Source organism: Rubrobacter marinus, from assembly GCF_011492965.1.
GTDB lineage: Bacteria > Actinomycetota > Rubrobacteria > Rubrobacterales > Rubrobacteraceae > Rubrobacter_F > Rubrobacter_F marinus.
On record NZ_CP045121.1, the window covers coordinates 4,001,519 to 4,018,952 of the forward strand.

The 17,434-nt window shown below is 68.8% G+C and carries 17 protein-coding genes; 5 read left to right on the plus strand and 12 right to left on the minus strand.

The window, feature by feature from the left end:
- Positions 1–42: 42 nt before the first annotated feature.
- The 7 genes from GBA65_RS20535 to GBA65_RS20565 form a co-directional block, all read right to left on the minus strand.
- The gene (locus tag GBA65_RS20535; protein WP_166398125.1) at positions 43–1,260 is read right to left on the minus strand and encodes a glycerate kinase family protein; all 1,218 of its coding nucleotides are present in this window, start codon (positions 1,258–1,260) and stop codon (positions 43–45) included.
- A 646-nt stretch (positions 1,261–1,906) separates the two neighbouring features.
- Complete coding sequence (locus tag GBA65_RS20540) at positions 1,907–2,452, minus strand: hypothetical protein (RefSeq protein ID WP_207955983.1); 546 nt, start codon at positions 2,450–2,452, stop codon at positions 1,907–1,909.
- Positions 2,453–2,877: 425 nt separating this feature from the next.
- Positions 2,878–3,150, minus strand: coding sequence for a hypothetical protein (locus GBA65_RS20545; protein ID WP_166398127.1), 273 nt, complete (start codon positions 3,148–3,150; stop codon positions 2,878–2,880).
- Positions 3,102–4,541 (minus strand): S8 family serine peptidase, encoded by a 1,440-nt coding sequence (locus GBA65_RS20550; protein WP_166398128.1) that lies wholly within the window; start codon positions 4,539–4,541, stop codon positions 3,102–3,104. Before GBA65_RS20550 ends, GBA65_RS20545 begins: the two co-directional genes overlap by 49 nt.
- A 310-nt stretch (positions 4,542–4,851) precedes the next feature.
- Complete coding sequence (locus GBA65_RS20555; protein WP_166398129.1) at positions 4,852–7,743, minus strand: CHAT domain-containing protein; 2,892 nt, start codon at positions 7,741–7,743, stop codon at positions 4,852–4,854.
- A 3-nt stretch (positions 7,744–7,746) separates the two neighbouring features.
- Positions 7,747–8,370, minus strand: a complete 624-nt coding sequence (locus GBA65_RS20560) for a carboxypeptidase-like regulatory domain-containing protein (protein WP_166398130.1) — start codon at positions 8,368–8,370, stop codon at positions 7,747–7,749.
- A gap of 122 nt (positions 8,371–8,492) precedes the next feature.
- Positions 8,493–9,065, minus strand: coding sequence for an RNA polymerase sigma factor (locus tag GBA65_RS20565; protein WP_166398131.1), 573 nt, complete (start codon positions 9,063–9,065; stop codon positions 8,493–8,495).
- Positions 9,066–9,452: 387 nt separating this feature from the next.
- Between GBA65_RS20565 and GBA65_RS20570 the strand changes: the two genes are divergently transcribed.
- Positions 9,453–10,058: a hypothetical protein gene (locus tag GBA65_RS20570; protein ID WP_166398132.1), complete on the plus strand. Its 606-nt coding sequence runs from the start codon at positions 9,453–9,455 to the stop codon at positions 10,056–10,058.
- On the opposite strand, the gene GBA65_RS20575 is transcribed toward GBA65_RS20570, so the two are convergent.
- Positions 10,043–10,720 (minus strand): response regulator transcription factor, encoded by a 678-nt coding sequence (locus tag GBA65_RS20575; protein ID WP_266096527.1) that lies wholly within the window; start codon positions 10,718–10,720, stop codon positions 10,043–10,045. The two genes, GBA65_RS20570 and GBA65_RS20575, sit on opposite strands and share 16 nt — an antisense overlap.
- A gap of 82 nt (positions 10,721–10,802) precedes the next feature.
- Between GBA65_RS20575 and GBA65_RS20580 the strand changes: the two genes are divergently transcribed.
- The 4 genes from GBA65_RS20580 to GBA65_RS20595 all read left to right on the plus strand — a co-directional run bounded on the left by GBA65_RS20580 (position 10,803) and on the right by GBA65_RS20595 (position 13,757).
- Entirely contained in the window at positions 10,803–12,272 is a 1,470-nt protein-coding gene (locus GBA65_RS20580; RefSeq protein WP_166398134.1) for a sensor histidine kinase, read from the plus strand.
- A 141-nt stretch (positions 12,273–12,413) separates the two neighbouring features.
- A complete protein-coding gene (locus GBA65_RS20585; protein WP_166398135.1) occupies positions 12,414–12,680 on the plus strand; it encodes a hypothetical protein in 267 nt (88 codons plus the stop codon).
- Between the two features lie 159 nt (positions 12,681–12,839).
- Positions 12,840–13,277, plus strand: a complete 438-nt coding sequence (locus GBA65_RS20590; protein WP_166398136.1) for a MarR family winged helix-turn-helix transcriptional regulator — start codon at positions 12,840–12,842, stop codon at positions 13,275–13,277.
- A 108-nt stretch (positions 13,278–13,385) separates the two neighbouring features.
- On the plus strand, positions 13,386–13,757 hold the full coding sequence (locus tag GBA65_RS20595) for a VOC family protein (RefSeq protein ID WP_166398137.1): 372 nt from the start codon (positions 13,386–13,388) through the stop codon (positions 13,755–13,757).
- A gap of 117 nt (positions 13,758–13,874) precedes the next feature.
- On the opposite strand, the gene GBA65_RS26920 is transcribed toward GBA65_RS20595, so the two are convergent.
- The 4 genes from GBA65_RS26920 to GBA65_RS20610 all read right to left on the minus strand — a co-directional run bounded on the left by GBA65_RS26920 (position 13,875) and on the right by GBA65_RS20610 (position 17,330).
- Positions 13,875–14,174: a transposase gene (locus tag GBA65_RS26920; protein ID WP_407691027.1), complete on the minus strand. Its 300-nt coding sequence runs from the start codon at positions 14,172–14,174 to the stop codon at positions 13,875–13,877.
- 176 nt (positions 14,175–14,350) lie between these two features.
- Entirely contained in the window at positions 14,351–15,025 is a 675-nt protein-coding gene (locus GBA65_RS20600; protein WP_166398138.1) for a cysteine hydrolase family protein, read from the minus strand.
- Positions 15,026–15,087: 62 nt separating this feature from the next.
- Positions 15,088–15,651, minus strand: a complete 564-nt coding sequence (locus tag GBA65_RS20605) for a carbohydrate-binding protein (RefSeq protein ID WP_166398139.1) — start codon at positions 15,649–15,651, stop codon at positions 15,088–15,090.
- A 2-nt stretch (positions 15,652–15,653) separates the two neighbouring features.
- Positions 15,654–17,330 (minus strand): alkaline phosphatase D family protein, encoded by a 1,677-nt coding sequence (locus GBA65_RS20610; RefSeq protein WP_407691123.1) that lies wholly within the window; start codon positions 17,328–17,330, stop codon positions 15,654–15,656.
- Between the last annotated feature and the right edge of the window lie 104 nt (positions 17,331–17,434).

Below are 17,434 nucleotides of genomic sequence, written 5' to 3' on the forward strand. Positions count from 1 at the left end.
CGCCGCGCGTCTACGCGCTCCCAGAGGCTGGTTCTCGTCGCGCTAGACAGCGGGGGCTCCCTCTGGACGGAGCTCCTCGCCGAAGCCCGAAGGCGACGCGGGCGCCAGCTCCCGACCGAGCATCACGAGCCGCATTACGTCCTCGGCGCACACCGTCACGAGGTCGCAAGCCTGCTCTATGGCCTGATCCAGGGTGACGGGCGCCTGCAGGATGCTGACGTAGGCGTCTATGCCGTGGTCGTGGTTGATCTGGGCGTCCTTGCCGACGGTCCCGACGATGGCGACCACCGGCAGCCCGTAGCGCTTCGCCCGCCGGGCTATCTCGACGGGGATCTTGCCGCGCGGCGTCTGGAAGTCTATGCCCCCCTCGGCCGTGAAGACGAGGTCGGCCTTCTCGAGCAGCGACTCGATCTCCAGGTACCGCGAGACGATCTCGTAGCGCGGGTGCAGGGTGGCCCCGACGAGCGCCTGCAGGCCCGTCCCCAGCCCGCCGGAGGCCCCGCCGCCCGGCATCTGGCGAGCGTCCACGCCGACCTGCTCCCGGATCACGGCGGCGTAGTTCTCGAGCGCCGCGTCGAGCTTCTCGACGGCCTCGGGCGTAGCGCCCTTCTGGGGCCCGAAGACCCTCGCGACCCCCCTGGGCCCGCACAGGACGTTGTGCCAGTTGCACGCGACCTCTATCGGCACGGAGTCGAGGCGCGGGTCGCGGCCAGAGAGGTCCACGCTGTCCAACCGGGCGAGCTCCGCCCCGCCCCGGTCGAGCTCGTTGCCGGCCCGGTCGAGGAGGCGTACCCCGAGGGCCTGGGCCATCCCGGCGCCGCCGTCGGTGGTCCCCGAGTCCCCGCAGCCGACGAGGATACAATCGGCCCCGGCGTCGAGCGCCGCGCGGATAAGCTCCCCCACCCCGTACGTGGTCGTCCCGGACGGGTCCCTGAGGTCCCGCGGCACGAGCCTCAGCCCCGCGGCGGCGGCCATCTCCAGAACGGCGACACGCGGCGTGCCCTCGGCACCGCCCAGGATCCCGAAGTACGACTCCACGGGCTCCCCGACCGGGCCCGTCACCGTGACCTCGTGCAGGGTGCCGCCGGTGGCGTTCACGAGCGTCTTCGTGAAGCCCTCGCCGCCGTCCACCATCGGCGCCTTCGAGATCTCGGCGTCCGGCACGACCCGCAGCACGCCCTCCTCGATGCACTCGGCGACCTGCTCGGCCTCGAGGCTCTCCTTGAAACCGGACGGTGCCACAAGAACGCGTAAAGCCATCGTGCTCTCCTCTCGGTCGGTGGTCGATGGGAGGGCTCGGGGTTCCCGATCCGGGATCTCCCGACCCGGAAGGATCGGCCACGAAGCCTCTCCTCGACCGTGCCTCCGTTGTTGCCTCAAGAGTCTGTTACAGCACGGTTAAACACGCCTAACATCGGGGTTAGAACTCTCTTACGATGCGTAGCGACCCGCTCGCCGGCCTCGTCGGCCTGAGGCGCGCGGGGTCATCGGGCCCGTCGACGTGCCCTCGGCCGGCGGCCCCCGACGACACGGAGAAGGGCTCCTGTTCGCCCGCCGCCTGCGTGCGCCAGCGGTAGGAACGCGTCGCCCCCGCCTCGTCGAACCGCGCGAACACCGAGGGACCGGCGCAGGGTCCGCGGCTCCCCCCCGGCCGGCGCGCCCCGCCCCCCGGCTCTCCCGCCGCGAAGATGCTGATTCGAGTACGTTCCCGATGTCCCACCTTGCCTCCTGGTTCTGGATCGCCTTTGTTTCACGGTCGTTAAACGACGAATGCGCGAACCCCCACCGAAAAATACGCGGGCTCGCGCGGGACGAAGAGAGGCCGCCCCTCAGGAGTGGGGACGGCCTCTCTTCCGGCCGGCGGCTCCTCCGGTCGGGGGAGCCGCGGGATCCGCGCCGGGCTAGATCAGAGCGCGGCGCACTGGTCTTCCTTGTCGCCCGCCACGTTGCCGCCGCCGGTCGGGGGCGGGTTGTTCTCCTTGCACTGGAGGTTCTGGGAGATGGTGTTGTTCGTCAGCACCACCCCGCCCGTGTTCTGCACGGCCTGCAGGTTCGCGAGGATCGTGCTGTTGCTCGCCTCCACCCGGGCACGGTTCGCCTCGAACTGCAAGTCGCCGTTGATGCGCGTAGAAGACACGCTCGCGAGGCCGCCGCTCAGCCCGTTCTTGAGCTGCACGCTGCCCACGACGACGGAGCCGTTGGCGAGGCGGACGCCCTGGAAGCCCTCGCTCTGCACGTTGCCCTTGACCCGGACGCCGTTGGCGACGAGCGTCGCGCCGTTCTCGACCTTGATGGTCCCCTCGACCCTGGTGCCGTTCAGCGTACACGCCGCCCCGGACGAGACCCTAACGTTGTCCACGGTGACCGCGCCTATCGTCCCCCTGCACACCCTCTCCTCGGCCAGCGCGGCCGGCGCCGCGATCGCCAGGGCCAAGACGCTCGCGAGCGCCATAGCCAGAAATCTCCTCAACATATGCTCTCCTCTCCTTTGTGCCCCCGGAACCGGCCGGTCCACGTCCCTTTGGGGCTCTCGCCTTGCACCCCACAAGTGCGAGGCGGGAGATTAAAAAATAGTTAAATATTCGTGTCTTCTACAACAAGCGAAACTGCCTCATGAAACGCGGCGCGTCAGACGGCGTCCGCCGGCGGCGGGGCGAAGCCAGGCCCCCGATTCCTGGCCGCAAGGGGCAAGCGCGCAACCGTCTGCACGAAGAAGCCAGCCGGTCGACACGAACCCCGACGGGAGGGCGCCGCTGCCACGCCGGACGAAGGCGAGCCGTGCCCGAGGGGCTGACGAGCCGGCGGCGTTCGGCCGGGCCTTGGCGACTTCCTCGGGAGGCCGGGGCGCTCGTTACCGGGGATGCGGTTCGGGGCGTTCTAGCGCCGGGCAACCCTGAAGGCCCAGGTCTTGCTCGTGGCGGCCCCCCGTGCGTCGGTGGCGACCATCCTCACCCTGTGCGTGGCGTAGGAGAGCCGGCCGCTCGTATAGCTCAGACGGTCCGTCGCGCGGTCGTACGAGAAGGTCTTTACCGCGCGCCCGTCCACGAACAACCTGATGTTGCCCTTCGCCAGGTTCGTCTGGGCGTCCCTGACCGTCGCCCTTACGACGGGCGTCCTGTCGAAGGTGCGCGAGCCCGGGGTCGGGCGCACGGCGGAGATCGAGGGGGCCGTGTTCGGAGGGGGGCGCTCGGGGGGTCGTGTTCGGGGCGGGGGTTGAGCGGGGAGGCGCATGCGCTGCCGCCGCTCTGCTTCTGCATGCTCGCGCCGACGTCCGCGTGGCCGGCGCCCAGCTTGCCGGCGTAGGCCGGGTTCTTGGCGTCCAGCGGGCGGGCGGTCTCGCGGATCAGGGCCTCCACCGCCGCGGGGGTGCTCGAGCCCTCGCGGCTCCGTATCAGGGCCGCCTGCCCGGCGACGAACGGGGCGGCCATCGAGGTGCCGTCCCAGGAGGCGTAACGGTCGGTCGGGAAGGCGCTGTAGACGTCGTCGCCGGGTGCGGCGACGTCGATCCAGGAGGAGCCGAAGTTCGAGAAATCGGACTTCGTCTCGTCCTCCCCGACCGAGGCGACCGCCAGCACCCCCGCCTCGGCCGCCGGGTAGACGAGGCTCTCGGCGCTCTCGTTGCCCGCCGAGGCCACCGCGACGACGCCCTCGGCCGGGACGCCCCGCAGGGCATCCACGTCGTCGTCGTCCGAGAGGTCGTCCGTCACGTCCGCTAGAAGCTCCGACTGCGTCGAGGAGCCGAGGCTCAGGTTGATCACGTCGGCGCCGTCGTCCGTGGCGGGGTTGCCGTCGGGGTCGACGGCCCGCTGCACGGCCTCGGCGATCACGAAGACGTTGCCCCGGCCCTCCGCGTCGAGCACCCGCAGCGGCATGATCTTCGCGTCCGGCGCGGCGAGGTGCACTATCCCGGCCACGTGCGTGCCGTGGCCCGTCATCGTACCCTCGGGCTCTTCCTCCGGATTCGGCTCATCGTCCACGAAGTCGTATCCCGGGACCAGGCTGTCCCTCAGATCCGGATGGCCCTGCTGCACCCCGGTGTCGAGGATCGCGACCACGGCACCCGCCCCGCGGCTGATGCCGTTGGCGCACGGCAGGTTCAGCGCGCCGACCGCGTACTGCTCGCCGTAGGGCGCCCGGTCGGACGAAGGCGCGGGGGCGCTGTCGGCGCGGGCCCTGAAACTGGGTTTGCCCTCGGGGACGTCGGTGACGAAGTTCGGCTCGGCGTAGCTGAAGCGTAGCCCGTCTTCCTCCATCCGCTCCGCCTTGGCCTCCGTACCTTCGCCGTCCGCCACCCCGAGCAGGTAGATGCGCGCGCTACCCAGGAACGTGTCTTTCGTCTGCGTGCCGTAGTCCCGGTTTACGGCGGCTACGTCCGTGCCAGGGGTCAGCTTCACGACGATCTCGCCGTCGACGAACTCGCCGCCGTCGCTCTCCTGGGCGCGCGCCGGGTCGGGCTGGAGAGCGAGAACGCCGAACAGCACCAACAGCAACAGCGCGGTGATCGGCGTCGCACTAGCTCGTCGTATAGCCTGGCTTCTCACGATCCTACCCCCGTGTCGGATGAGCTCTCGTACCCTGCTCCAAGAGCTATGCGCTGTCGAGAAGTGTTTGATACATGGATGGTATTACGCACGCCGTTAAAACTTGGTTAGAAGAGAATTAGGAAGCTCTTATACGGTTGCCCTTTGCCTCTCCTACGGGTACGCGGCGTGCGCAAGATCGACGGCGGCAAGGTCGTCGACGGCTCGACGGCATTGCTCGCGGTATTCGTTGTATTGCGTTGGCCAGTGACGAGTCGTGCGCTGGGACGGAGGATCTGGCGGAGCGGAACCCTGAGTGGTACCTCGCGGGCTAGCGCTTCCCCGTGAGGACGAAGGGCGCCCAGTAGTAGGGGTGCGGGTATCCCTTCTTGATCTCCAGTTGCGCGGCGCGCAGGGCGGCGGCCCTTCCCTCTCCTTCTCGCAGCCGCCGGTACCAGTCGCGCATCAACGAGGCCGTCGTCTCGTCCTGCACCAGCCACAAGCTGACCACGAGCGTGGCCGCCCCTGCGCCGAGGAACGCCCGGGTGAGGCCGATCACCTCGTCGCCCCCGATCACCTCGTTCCGCCCCGATTCGCAGGCGCTCAGGACGACCAGGGCGCCGGGTAGGTCGAGGTCCATCGCGTCGGCGGCGGTCAGCCAACCGTCGTGCAGCTTGAGGGAGGAGAACATCGGGTTGTCGGAGCGTAACAGGCCGTGACACGCCAGGTGCAGGGCGTCGCAGCCGGCCGGCTCGCTCCGCAGGGAGACCAGAGTGGCCCGACTCCCGTCGCGTATCTCGGCCCCCGGGAGTTGCTCCGCGACGGCGCGGGCTTCGAGCATCGCGGCCGGTATCAGGGGGTCTTCTACGCCGAGGACCAGGGCCCTGCCCGAGTCGGCGGGCACCCTCTCCTGGCAGAGCGCGTACACTGTCGCGCTCGGAGCGTAGGAGACCTCGAAACGCTCGATCAGGTACCGCTCGCCGTCGAACAGGGCGTGGAAGGGCACCTGGTGGAGCAGGCCGTGGGGCACGACGGCGAGCTCCGGCGCGGAAACGCCGCCTTTGCAGGCGAGGCTCTCTGCCTCCTCGAGAAATGGTTCGAGCGGCGCCGCCACTTCGGCATAGAGCGCGGCCAGTACCTGCCGCGCCGACCTTTCGAGCAGCGCCATGTGCCGGCCGGCCAACCCCGCGCCCAGGCGGATGCGGTCCCACTGCACCATCAGGCGTCGCAAGAGGCGCTGTACCGCAGACGCCGAGCCGAGGTGCCGGGCGACGCGAACGCGGCCCCGAGCGTTGACGAACGCCATGATCTCGTCTCCGACGACGTGGTAGGCGACCAGGGTTACGTCGGGGGACAGAGCGCCCAGCGTGTCCTCCAGCGGCTCGGAGGCCACAAACGGATCTGGGGCGGTGGCCGGCACTTGTAGCCGCAGCAGGCTGATCTCCCGCTCCAGCTCGGCGGCCCGAGCGTGCAGATCCGTCGGAGACGCCTGGTGCTCGCCGTCGGCGGGGATGCCGAGCAACTCGTTGTAGGTAGCGTTGAGGTCGGCCTGCAGGGCCCGGAGCCGTCCCTCCGACTCGGGGTCCGCGAACACCCCCCTCTCCTTCTCGGCGACGCCGACGAGCAGGTCCACCAGCCCGCGGGACTTTGCCCGCTCGGCCACGGCGAACGCCCGCCGGACGTCCGCCTCGCCCCGATCGAGGTTGACCTGCAACAGGCCCTCGTAAGCGGCGGTCTTGTCCCTCAAGAACGATGCGCGCATGGCGTCCTGAGCGACGGTGCCGCGCAGGCGTTCGATCTCTTCCACCGCCGCCTCCAGCAGGGCCCGTGCCTCCTCGTCGCGACCCTGCAACCGACGCAGGCGGCCCAGCCGTTCGTTCGACCGGTAGCGCAGTTGCGGCAGCGCCAACCGATCCGCGAGCCGCCGGGCCTCTTGAAGGGAAGCCTCGGCCTCGGCCGCGTCCGTCAGCAGATCCGCGAGACGCAGGTGGGAGTAGAAGAGTTGTACCGGCAGGTCTTCCCCCGAGATGAGATCCAGCGCTCGGCGCACCAGCGCCAGGGCGGCTTCGCGATCCCCTGAGCTTCTAGCAGGGAGGCCCGTTCCAGCACTACACCGGAGAGCAGCGGGACGTTGCCGGCGGCGGCGAACAGGGTGGCGGCCTCGGCGAGCACCCCCTCGGCCTCTTCGAACTCCCACCGGGCGGTCAAGGCCGAGCCCATGCCCACAACGCCTGCGCCCGCTCGTGCGCCATCCCGCGGTCTTCAGCAAGCCCTCGGATTCCCGGTAGGCCGCCAGCGCCTCGGAGTACAGGTTGAGCGCAAGGTACGCGTCAGCCAGGTGGCGCAGGAGAAGGTGCTTGTCCGCCAACGCTTCGAGGGAGTCGAGCGGGCGACGTGCCTGCGTGAGGGCGTTGAGGCTGCGAGTGTAGTTGCCGAGACGCAGGTGGGCCGCCCCGATGTTGACGAGGGTCTTGGCATAAGACAGGGTAAGACCGGCCTCCCCGAAGATGCGGGCGGCGGCTTCGTGGGCCTCCAGGGCCTCGCTGCCTCGGCCGAGGTGCCAGAGGACGTTGCCCCTGTTGCCCAGGATCTCGCCGAGGTGCTCGGTCATGCCGAGGGCCTGGTACCGCTCTTCGGCGGACGCGTAGGCGCCGAGAGCTTCTTCGTAGCGGCCCATGTACTCGTGGCACACGCCGAGGTTCTGGTTCACGAGCGCGGCCAGTAGGTCCCGCTGCTCCCCCGTCGGAGAGAGCGCGAGCTCGCCCTTGCCGTCCAGGGCGTCCAGAACGGCTCGCCCGGCGTCGAGAGCCTCCTGGTACCGTCCCAGCAGGAGAAGCGCGTCCATCTTCCCCACGTTGGTGCGCACCGCCTCCAGGTTCATCCCGAGGGCGACGTATCCGTCGTGAGCGGCTCTGGTGAGGAGAAGATCCTTCTCGAACTCGCCGTTCGCGTTGTGCGATCCGGCGCGTATGTAGTTCGCTCTTGGCACGGCGGAGGGCGCGCGAGCCCTCTCGGCCAGCTCGACGCAGAGCTCGGCGATCCGGCGGGCCCTGGCCGGATCGCTCCCCAACGAGTCGTCGGCGACGTCGAGCAGCCGACTCAGCCCTTCCGCGTTCAGCAGCCCGGCGCCGCGCAGAAACGCCGCCTGTCCCTCGGGCGTGGGCAGGGCCAGCAGCTCCTCGACGACGGCGGGCGCTACCCCGTTGCCGGAGGGCTCGGCCATCGCTTACAGGCGGAGCTCTACGGCCGGGATCTGGATCTCGACCCGCTCGCCGCTCACGAGGATCTCGTACTCGCCGGGGACGACGGACTCGAAGACGAACTCGCCGAGCTCGTCGGTCGTGGTTATGCCGGCCTCGCGCTCGCCGCTCAGGAGCTGAACGCTGAAGGTGGCGGGCTCCGCCTCACCGGCGGGGAAGACCTGGCCGTCGAGGTCCAGGCGGCCGTCGCGCGGGCGCCGGAGGACGTTCAAGACGACGTCGGCGGCGTCGGTGGTGTAGGTGAACTGGCCCTGGGTCTCCTGCGCTCCGGCGGACCGCACGCCGAAAGCCGGCTGCACGCCGCCCTCGAAAGAGAGCTTCGCGACCAGGCGCCGGAAGAGGTTGGGTCTCCGACCCTCCGCGAACGCTTCGAACCGGCGCTCGAGCTTCTCGCGCACCTCCGGGGGCGGCGAGTCGAAGACGGTCCCCTCGCTGACCCGGGCGAACGCCCGCAGCCACTCGACCTCGGCGAGGGTCTCCTCGTCGGCGTCCCTCATCTGCTCCTCGACGACCCTCGCCTCCTCCTCGGGGAGACGACCCTCGACCCAGTCGGCGAGGCGGTCGAAGGCGATCTTTCTGGGCTGCGTCATCCTCTTCTCCCCGAGATACTCTAAGGACCCTCGTCCCCCATGAATGCTAGCAGAGCTGCCGAAAGATACGCGCGTTCGACGTATCTTCGGGAAGTTCCTTTCCGCCGCCCGGCCGGCGCGGCTTACGGGGCGTTCAGGGCCTGCTTGAGGCTCTTGAGGCAGCGGGCGCGGGTGGGGCCGATGCTGCCGACGGGCATGTTCAAGCGTTCGGCCACCTCGGCGTAGGAGGGCTGGGTCTCGTCGAAGTAGAGCGCGGTCAGGAGCCTCCGGCAGGGCTCGTTGAGCAGGGAGAGGCCCTGGTTCAGCCACTCGGTCGTCTCCCAGTGCTCGACCGACTCGGTGCCCCCCTTGCCGACCAGCACCGCGCTGTCGGCGAGGTCCTCGCCCCTGTTGGGGCCCTCGCGGAGCCCGCGCTGCATGAGGCGCCAGGTGTGGCGGCGGGCCACGGTGGCGAGCCAGGGGCCGAGCCTGCTGTCCTCGCGCAGCGAGTCGAGGCTCTGGAGGAGGATGGTGAAGGTGATCTGGGAGACGTCCGCGGCGTCGTGGCGGGAGAGCCCGTAGCCGAGCGGTATGGAGAAGACCAGGCGCTCGTAGCGGTCCAGCACGGCGCTCCAGGCGCCGGCATCGCCCTCGCGGCAGGCTTCGATCAGGTCCCGATCCGAGCCGTACCCGGACGACCTCCTAGCGCGCGGCACCGGGCTCCCGGCTCCGACGAACGCGGTGCTCGGCGCGACGCCGTTCCGCGCTCGTCGCCTTTGTAGCCGCAACAGGATGCATGGGGCCGACTTTACACCAAACCCCGCGGCTCCGAATCGGCGAGAAAGAGCGCGAAAACCCCGGGCTGGAGCCGCGAAAACGCCCTACAAAACGCCGAGGAGAGGCGCGTCGGCCAGGAATTTCATGGGCTGAGGTCCGGCCGAGGAAGCCCTGAATAAGACGATTCTAACGCACCTCTAACGCCACTCTCGCTTCCGGCGCTCGGCGAGTCGGTAAGATCCGAGAGACCAGCCGCAGGCCTGCCATCGAAAGGATGCCCCAACGAACCTCCGGCGAGTAGCGGCCCCTCCCCTCCCGAAGGTCCCGTGAAGAACGCGGCGCTCATCGTCGCGGTGTTCGCGTTGCCCCTGATCCTCGCCGCCTTCGCCGTGGGATGGGCCCTCTCCGGCTCGGGGCCGGGCAGACCGGGGGCGACGGCACCGCCCCCCCAGGCGCCCGTGGCTTCTACGACGCCGGCGGAGGAGCCCGTCCCCTCCGCCGTCCCGGAAGCGGACGTCCCCGGCAGCGACCCCGACGGTCTCCCCCGCTACCCGGGCTCGACGCGCGTCGCGTACCGGCACGAGAAGCTCGACGGCCTCGCGAGGACGAGCGCGGAGTACGCCTCCGACGCCGATCCGGACGAGATCCGGGCGTTCTACCGCGGGGTCTTCCACTCCAGGGGCTGGACGGTCGCGGACCTCGATTTCTCGCCCGAGGAGTGGTACTTCTTCGTCGTGAGGGACGAGCGGGAGGCCTTAGTCCAGATTCAAGCGCTCCGTAGCCCCGTCGTCGTGGAGATCGAGCTGACCGGCCCCGACGGCGAGGCCGCGCCCCCGCAACCCGCGCGCCCTGCCCCGGCGACCCAACAGCACGTGGTCGACGATGACGGGGACGATCCGGAGGGAGCGGACGACTACTACGAGGACGACTGAGAATCGGCCGGCGGGTCGAAGCGGTAGCCGACGCCGCGCACGGTGGAGATGAGGGAGGGCTCGCCCGAGCGGTCGATCTTGCTGCGCAGGTAGCGCACGTAGACGTTGAGGACGTTCGAGCCGGGGTCGAAGGCGTAGTCCCAGACGGCCGAGAGGATCTGCTGGCGCGAGAGAACCTGGCGGGGGTTTCGCATCAGAAACTCCAGGAGGGCGAACTCCCTGCTGGAGAGCTCGATCTCCTTCCCGCCGCGCCACACGCGGTGGGAGAGGAGGTTGACCCGGAGGTCTCCCGCCTCGAGCTGCGAGCCGGTCGGCTCGGCGCGGCGGCCGAGCGCCCCCATCCTCGCCAACAGCTCCTCGAAGGCGAAGGGCTTGGTCACGTAGTCGTCGGCCCCGGCGTTGAGGGCGCTGACCTTGTTCTCCAGGTCGTCGCGGGCCGTCAGCATCAGCACCGGCACCTCGGGTCGCACGGCCCGTATGCGCGCCAGAACCTGGTGGCCGTCCCGCCCCGGCAGCGAGATGTCCAGCAGGACGAAGTCCACCGTCCGGTCCATCGCGAGCGCGATGCCGTCCTCGCCGTTGTCCGCGCTGACGACCAGATCCCCGTGCGCGGCGAAGCCGCGCTCGAGGGCGCGCACGATCGGAGCCTCGTCTTCTATCACCAGGATCTTCATAGTTTCGAACCCGGAGTATAATGCACGTTCTTTGAAAGAACGTACGGCGTAGGGACCCGGGGGGTACGGAGTGTCCTGGCTCGAGTGGCTCGGTAGGATATGGTCTCAGCCTCTGCGCGTCGTGGTCGCGGCGGTGGGCGGCCTGCTCTGCGCGGTCGCCCTCGTCGGCGTGGTGGGGCTCGCGGTCAACGGGCGGGTCGAGGAGGTCACGGACAAGGCGCTCGGGTACGACGTGGAGGTAGAAGACCACGGCGACGACCTCCGGGTCGCCGTGCTGGACGTCCGCCACTACCACCGCAACCTGGCCTTCGTCGGGGGGTCCCGCGGCGGCCTGCGGGCCTACGAGGACGCTTACGCGCGGCTGCTCCAGGAGATCGACGAGCTGGAGGAGATCGGCATCACGGAGCCCGGCGTGGCGCAGCCGGAGGAGATGCGCCGCGCCGCCGAGGAGTACTACGGAGTCTTCCGGCCGTCGCTCGACCTTCGCGACTCGGACCCCGAGGCGTTCACGGAGGCCAGCGACCGGGGTCTGGCGTTGCTCGGGGCGCTCGAGGAGCAGGCGCAAGAGATAGACCGGCTCGGCGAGGAGCTCTCGGCGGAGTCTCTGGGGGCGGTGGACCGCGCCAACGCGAACGCGCGGCTCCTCCTTATAGCGGTCATGATCGGGCTCTTCCTGATGGGGGCCGCCCTGGCCTACGCCGTGGTGCGCGTGGTCGGCGAGCTCAGGCGGTTGTACGCCGGGCAGCGGGAGGCCGCGGCGGCGCTCGCCCGGGCCTCCAAGGCCAAGACGGATTTCCTCGCCGACGCCTCGCACGAGCTCAGGACGCCCCTCACCGTGCTGCGCGTCAACGCCGAGGTGGGCAAGCAGATGGACCGCGACTGCGAGCACGGCGAGATCCTGGAGGAGATCCTGCAGGAGTCCGACCGCATGTCCCGGCTGGTCGAGGACCTCCTGTTCCTTGCCCGCTCGGACTCGGCCTCGCTGCCGATGAAGGCCGAGGTCGTGAGCGCGGAGCCCTTCCTCGCAGAGCTGGCCGGGCGGGTGCAAGTGCTCGTGCGCGAGCGGGGGGCCGAGCCCCACGTCGAGGTACTGGAAGGCCAGGAACGGCTGCGCATCGATCCGGGCCAGATCGAGCAGGCCGTCCTGATCCTCGCGGACAACGCCGCAAAGTACGGCACGCCCGGCGGGACGGTCTCGCTCTCCTCCTTCGCGGGCTACGGCGAGCTCTGCATCGAGGTCGCCGACGAGGGCCCGGGCATCCCGGAGGAGGACCTGCCCCACGTCTTCGAACGCTTCTACCGGGTGGACAAGGCCCGCAGCCGCAAACAAGGCGGCACGGGCCTCGGGCTCCCCATCGCCAAGACCATCGTCGAGGCGCACGGGGGACGCATCGAGGCCGAGAGCCGCGCCGGCGAAGGCACCACGATGAGGATCTGCCTGCCCCTGGTCGCCGACCTCCCATCCACCCCTACAGGTAGCCACCGACAAGGATTAGGGAGCGGCGTCAACGACGGGCTACGGCTCGAACCTCCGCGTTAGAAGCTTCTAACCGCTCGCAAACTCCCGTTTAACGCTCCCCGGCGAGAATGGTTTCACGTAAAAGAAACCCACCTTCGAAAGGGGCGACGGAACATGCGGATCCAAACGGGGAGCGGCCGAGCAACGAGGACGTCCATCTGGTTGGCGGCCCTGCTGGCGCTCGTCTTCATGACCGCGGCCTGCGGCGGGACGGGCACGCAGGAGAACGCGGGAGACGCCCCGCCCGCCAACGACGCCCCCGTCAACGATCAGGGCGAAGACCAGGCCGACGATCAAGCCGACGACGGGGGCGAAGACCAGGCCGAGGACGGTCAGGATGACCAGGCCGACGACCAGAGCGACGACCAGTCGGACGATCAGTCGGATGACCAGGGCGACGATCAGTCGGATGACGGGGACGACAACTGAGAGCCTGTTTTGCAGACTGGAAGGTCGGGCCAGTTGAACGAGCATCAAAACGTGTTCACGGGCTTGGCATGTTGCCCGAAAACGCAAGTTTGTCGCCTCTTTGGGAGACCGAATTCGTAGATTTGACAAACTCTTGTCAATATGACAGTATCTTGTCGTATGGATGAGCCGACCACCGCCGCTGATGCTTTTGGCGAGATAATCCTGGAGGTCTTCCGGCTCAACGGGCGCTTGATCGACGCGGGGGACAGCATAGCGGCTCCCGTGGGGCAGACCAGCGCGCGCTGGCAGGTTTTGGGGGTGGTTGCCGGAGGGCCCGCTTCGGTCGCCCAGGTCGCCCGCACGATGGGGCTCACCCGTCAGGCCGTCCAGAGGACCGCCGACCTCCTGGCCGCCGACGGGCTGGTGCGATACGCCGACAACCCCCACCATCGCCGCGCCAAGCTCATGACGATGACCCCCAAGGGCCAACAAGCACTCGACTACATAGGGAGACGGCAGGCCCGGTGGGCCAACCGGATCGGAGGGCAGCACGACCCGGAGCAGATGCGAACGGCCGCCCTGGTGCTGCGCCGGCTAAGGGAGAGCCTCGAATGAGACGAGCAAGGCAGGGACCCGTCGGCGAGTTCTGACGCTTGATCCATGACGGCTCACGATCTCCGGAGTGAAGGTCTGTAAGGATTTCAGAGGAGGCAAAAGACCAGCATGAAGCTAAACCATCTCAATCTCACGGTCACCGACGTCGGGGAGGCCCGGGAGTTCTTGGAGACGTACATCGGGCTACGGTGCGCGGCCACGCGCGGCGACTCCTTCGCCGCGCTGTCCGACGATGACGGGCTGTTCCTCACCCTGATGGAAGGCAAAAAGGTCGAGTATCCGGGTACCTTCCACGTCGGCTTCGCGCAGGAGAGCGAAGAGAAGGTCGATGAGATAAATCAGCGGCTGAAGGACGACGGGTTCGAGGTAAAGTCTCCCGGCAGATTCCACGGCGCCTGGACGTTCTACCTTGACGCCCCCGGCGGGTTCACCATCGAAGTTCTCGGCGCGGACGATCCCCAGTTTCCGGTCGGCGGATGATGTCCGGTCGGCGCGGCCGGAGGGGAGGATCCGACCGTAGCCGATCGACGGGAGCATCGTCGGACTCCTATCGCTAGCCAACCAGAGTATGCCCCGTACAGGTCACCGCCTCAGAGCTCAACCTCGATGAGCGTCTCGCCGGTCTGGACCTCGCGCTTGTAGTTCTTTGGCTAGACGGCGGCTCATGCCGAGCCGGCCGAAGGTCCGCTCGAAGATCCATCGCTTCTGTTCTACCCGAAAGCCGGAAGCTTCCCTGTCGCGTCCAACGACTTCTAGCTCCCGTCCGCCCTCGTCTCGGCACCACTCCGCGAGGGGTTCGCCGCCATAGGCTCCGTCCGCACAGATCTTCTCTAGCCGTGGTACCAGCGGCTTCAGCCCGGAAAGTAGACGACGAGCCATCTTCACGTTTCTCGACATCTCGGGTAGATGGCGACATAGCTAGACCATTCTTTGCGGGAGAGGTCGGTAGCGTAACTCTCTCTCACGCCTGAGAGCATACGCGGGCACCTCAACTCTCAAGTCCGCAAAACAGGCTCCAGGTAGGTCGTCTGCAACGACGGAAACTCCGGCGGCCGGGCTCCAAGGCCCGGCCGCTATTTCTCTGCGGCCTGAACGTCCCCCTGGGCCTCCGCGGCGGCCTCTTCGACTTTGCTCCGGTAGACGTTGCCGTCCCTGGCCCCTATCGCCTCGCTCGTCGAGATCCTGCCGTTAAACAGAAAGGCGGTCTGCCTCAGGGAGGCTTCGAGGTCGAAGGGGTCGAGGGCCGAGACGGCGTCCCTGGGGATGACGATGTCGTACCAGCGGAGGCCCGCGCTCGCGGCCGTGTAGTGGACGCAGATGTTGGCGACGGTGCCGCAGATGACGAGCGTGTCCACGCCCCAGATGCGCAGGAAGTGGTCCAGGTGGGTCCCGTAGAAGGCGTCGTAGCGCACCTTGCGGATCACGGCCTCGCCCTCGCGAGGGGCGAGCTCCTCCACTATGTTCCAGCCCCAGGTGCCCTCGCGGGCGTGCTCCGGCCAGATGCTCCACTCCGGGTCGCCGTCCGTGTGGGTGTCCTGCGAGTAGACGACCCGCATCCCGCTCCCCCGCGCGAGCTCCAGGAGGCTCTGTATGCGCGGGATCGTGGCCTCCGCGTCGGGCACAACGAGCGTGCCGCCCTCCTTCACGAAGTCGTTCTGCATGTCCACCACGATGAGGGCGGTGCGGGCGGGATCCACCCGCACCTCGTCGTGTACCTCGTACTCCGGCACCTCCACCACGCGCGGCATAGAACCTCCCGAAAAACTCCCTGACGAGCCGCCATTCTACAGCCGCTCGCGGTCCGGAAGGGCTACCCCTTCGCCGAGCGCTCGAAGACGAAGAGGTCGAGGCCGGCGTAGAAGTTGCTCGCGGCCGGGTTCTTGCCGGTGACGGTCAGCGTGATCTCGTGCCGCCCCTTCCTGAGCCCCACGCCGCCTAAAGGTACCGGCCCCGTCCGGGTCACCGTCGGGCTGTAGCCGTCGAACACCCCTCCGAGCCGTTTGCCGTCGACGGCCAGGGTGTAGGAGCCGTAGTCGCGCGCCTTCGTCAGGTAGGCGGAGACGTCGTAGGAGCCGCCCGCCGGCACGTCGAAGGCGACGGTGAACGTGTCGCCCGGCTCTGTCGCGAGGAAGAAGAGCTGGGCGTCCCCGGACCACGCGATCCCGCAGCAGTTCCCCTGCGCCCGCAGGGGCGCCGTGGCGGGCTTGTTCTCCAGGAGCGACTCCGCCTCGTAGGCCAGCGTCGCGCCGGAGGACGGAGCGGCGGCCTGCCCCGTCCGCGAGAGCCCCGCCAGGGTCGCCGCGACGACCGCGAGGGCCAGCGCGGCGAGGAGGGCCAGACTCCTTCCCCGACCGAAAATCTTCGTTGCGACCATGCCTAACGCCTCCGCCGCTTGCGCTCTTGCTTCTCGGCGGCCTCTTCCTGGGCCTCGATCCTGCTCGCCTCGACCTCGGGCGAGAAGCGCGCCGCGTTCGGGACCCGGTTGGTGTCCGCGGTCTGGAGGCGCGGGTTGCCGCTCTCGACCACGAACGAGGCTCGCGTCGTGACGGGGGCGCCGGGCTGCTTGACGTAGGGGAGCACCCGGTAGTCCGCCCGCCACTCCTCCGGGGTGAGGCTGCAGCGGACGTAGCCGCGGTAGTTGTTGAAGAACTTGATGTGCGGGTTCTCCTCCAGGGTCTGGGCGGTGTCGGCCCGCAAGTCGGAGCCGTCGCCGCCCGAGGTGATGGAGGTTCCGACGAACTCGACGCCCACCGGACGCGAGCCCGGGTCGTCGAAGTTCGTGAGGATCTCGTTCGCCCAGCTCGCGTGGACGTCGCCGGTCAGGACCACCGGGTTCTTCTGCGGATCCTGGGAGGCGAGGAAGTCGGTCACCCTGTTCTGGGAGCCGCCGTACCCGTCCCAGGAGTCCATGCTGAACCTCTTTCCGTCCCCGAAGTCGAAGTCGCGCTGGGCGAAGAAGACCTGCTGGGCGAGGATGTTCCAGCGCGCCCGGGAGGCGGAGATCCCATCGAAGAGCCACCTCTCCTGCTCGGCGCCGGTGAGCGTGCGGTTCGGGTCCTCGGACTGGGCGTTCGGCGGCTTGGTGCCGTCGTTGTTTGCCTGATCGTCTCGGTACTGGCGCGTGTCCATCACGTTGAACTCGGCGAGGTTGCCGTAGGCGATGCGCCGGTACAGGAGCATGTCCGGCCCCGTGGGGACCGAGGCGCGCCTGAGGGGCATGTGCTCGTAGTAGGCCTGGTAGGCCGCCGCGCGGCGCCGGATAAACGCGGCCACCGACTGGTTGCGCTCGGGGATCTCGTCGGCGTAGTTGTTCTCGACCTCGTGGTCGTCCCAGGTGACCACCCACGGGAACGCCGCGTGGGCGGCCTGGAGATCCTCGTCGGTCCGGTACTGGGCGTGGCGGCGCCGGTAGTCGGGGAGCGTCGTGATCTCCGGCCCCACGTGGTTCCTGACGTTCCCGCCGGGGGCGATGTACTCGTTCGGGCCGTACTCGTAGATGTAGTCCCCGAGGTGGACGACGAGGTCGAGGTCCTCCTCACTCATCCTGCGGTACGCCGTGAAGTAGCCGTGCTCGTACTGCTGGCACGAGGCGAAGGCGAAGCTCATGCCCGCAACGGTCGCCCCCGCGGCGGGCGTCGTCTTCGTCCTCCCCACGGGGCTCAGCTCGGGACCGGCCTTGAACCTGTAGTAGTACTCTCGCCCCGGGTCCAGCCCCTCGACCTCGACGTGCACGGAGTGGGCGAGCTCGGGACGGGCGAACTCGGTCCCCTCGCGCACGACGCTCCCAAAGCCCTCGTCGCTCGCTACCTGCCACTGGACCGGGACCTTCTTGTCCGGCATCCCGCCGCCGTTCAGGGGGTCGGGGGCGAGGCGCGTCCACAGGACCACGCCGTCGGGGGCCGGGTCCCCTGAGGCGACGCCGAGCTTGAACGGGTAGTCCGAGAAACGGGGCGCCGCCCATACCTGTTCCGTGAACGGTCCGAAGCCCAGGATCAGGGCCGCGGCGCTCGCCCCCGAGAGCTTCACGAAGGTCCTGCGGTCGATCTCGCCCATACGTGAGACCGACTCGACGCGCCGGTGCTCCCAGTTCCCGCTGATGCCCATCCGTCTACCCCCGTAGAACCTGGCCTTCCGCAACGGATGCAAGGGTAACAACA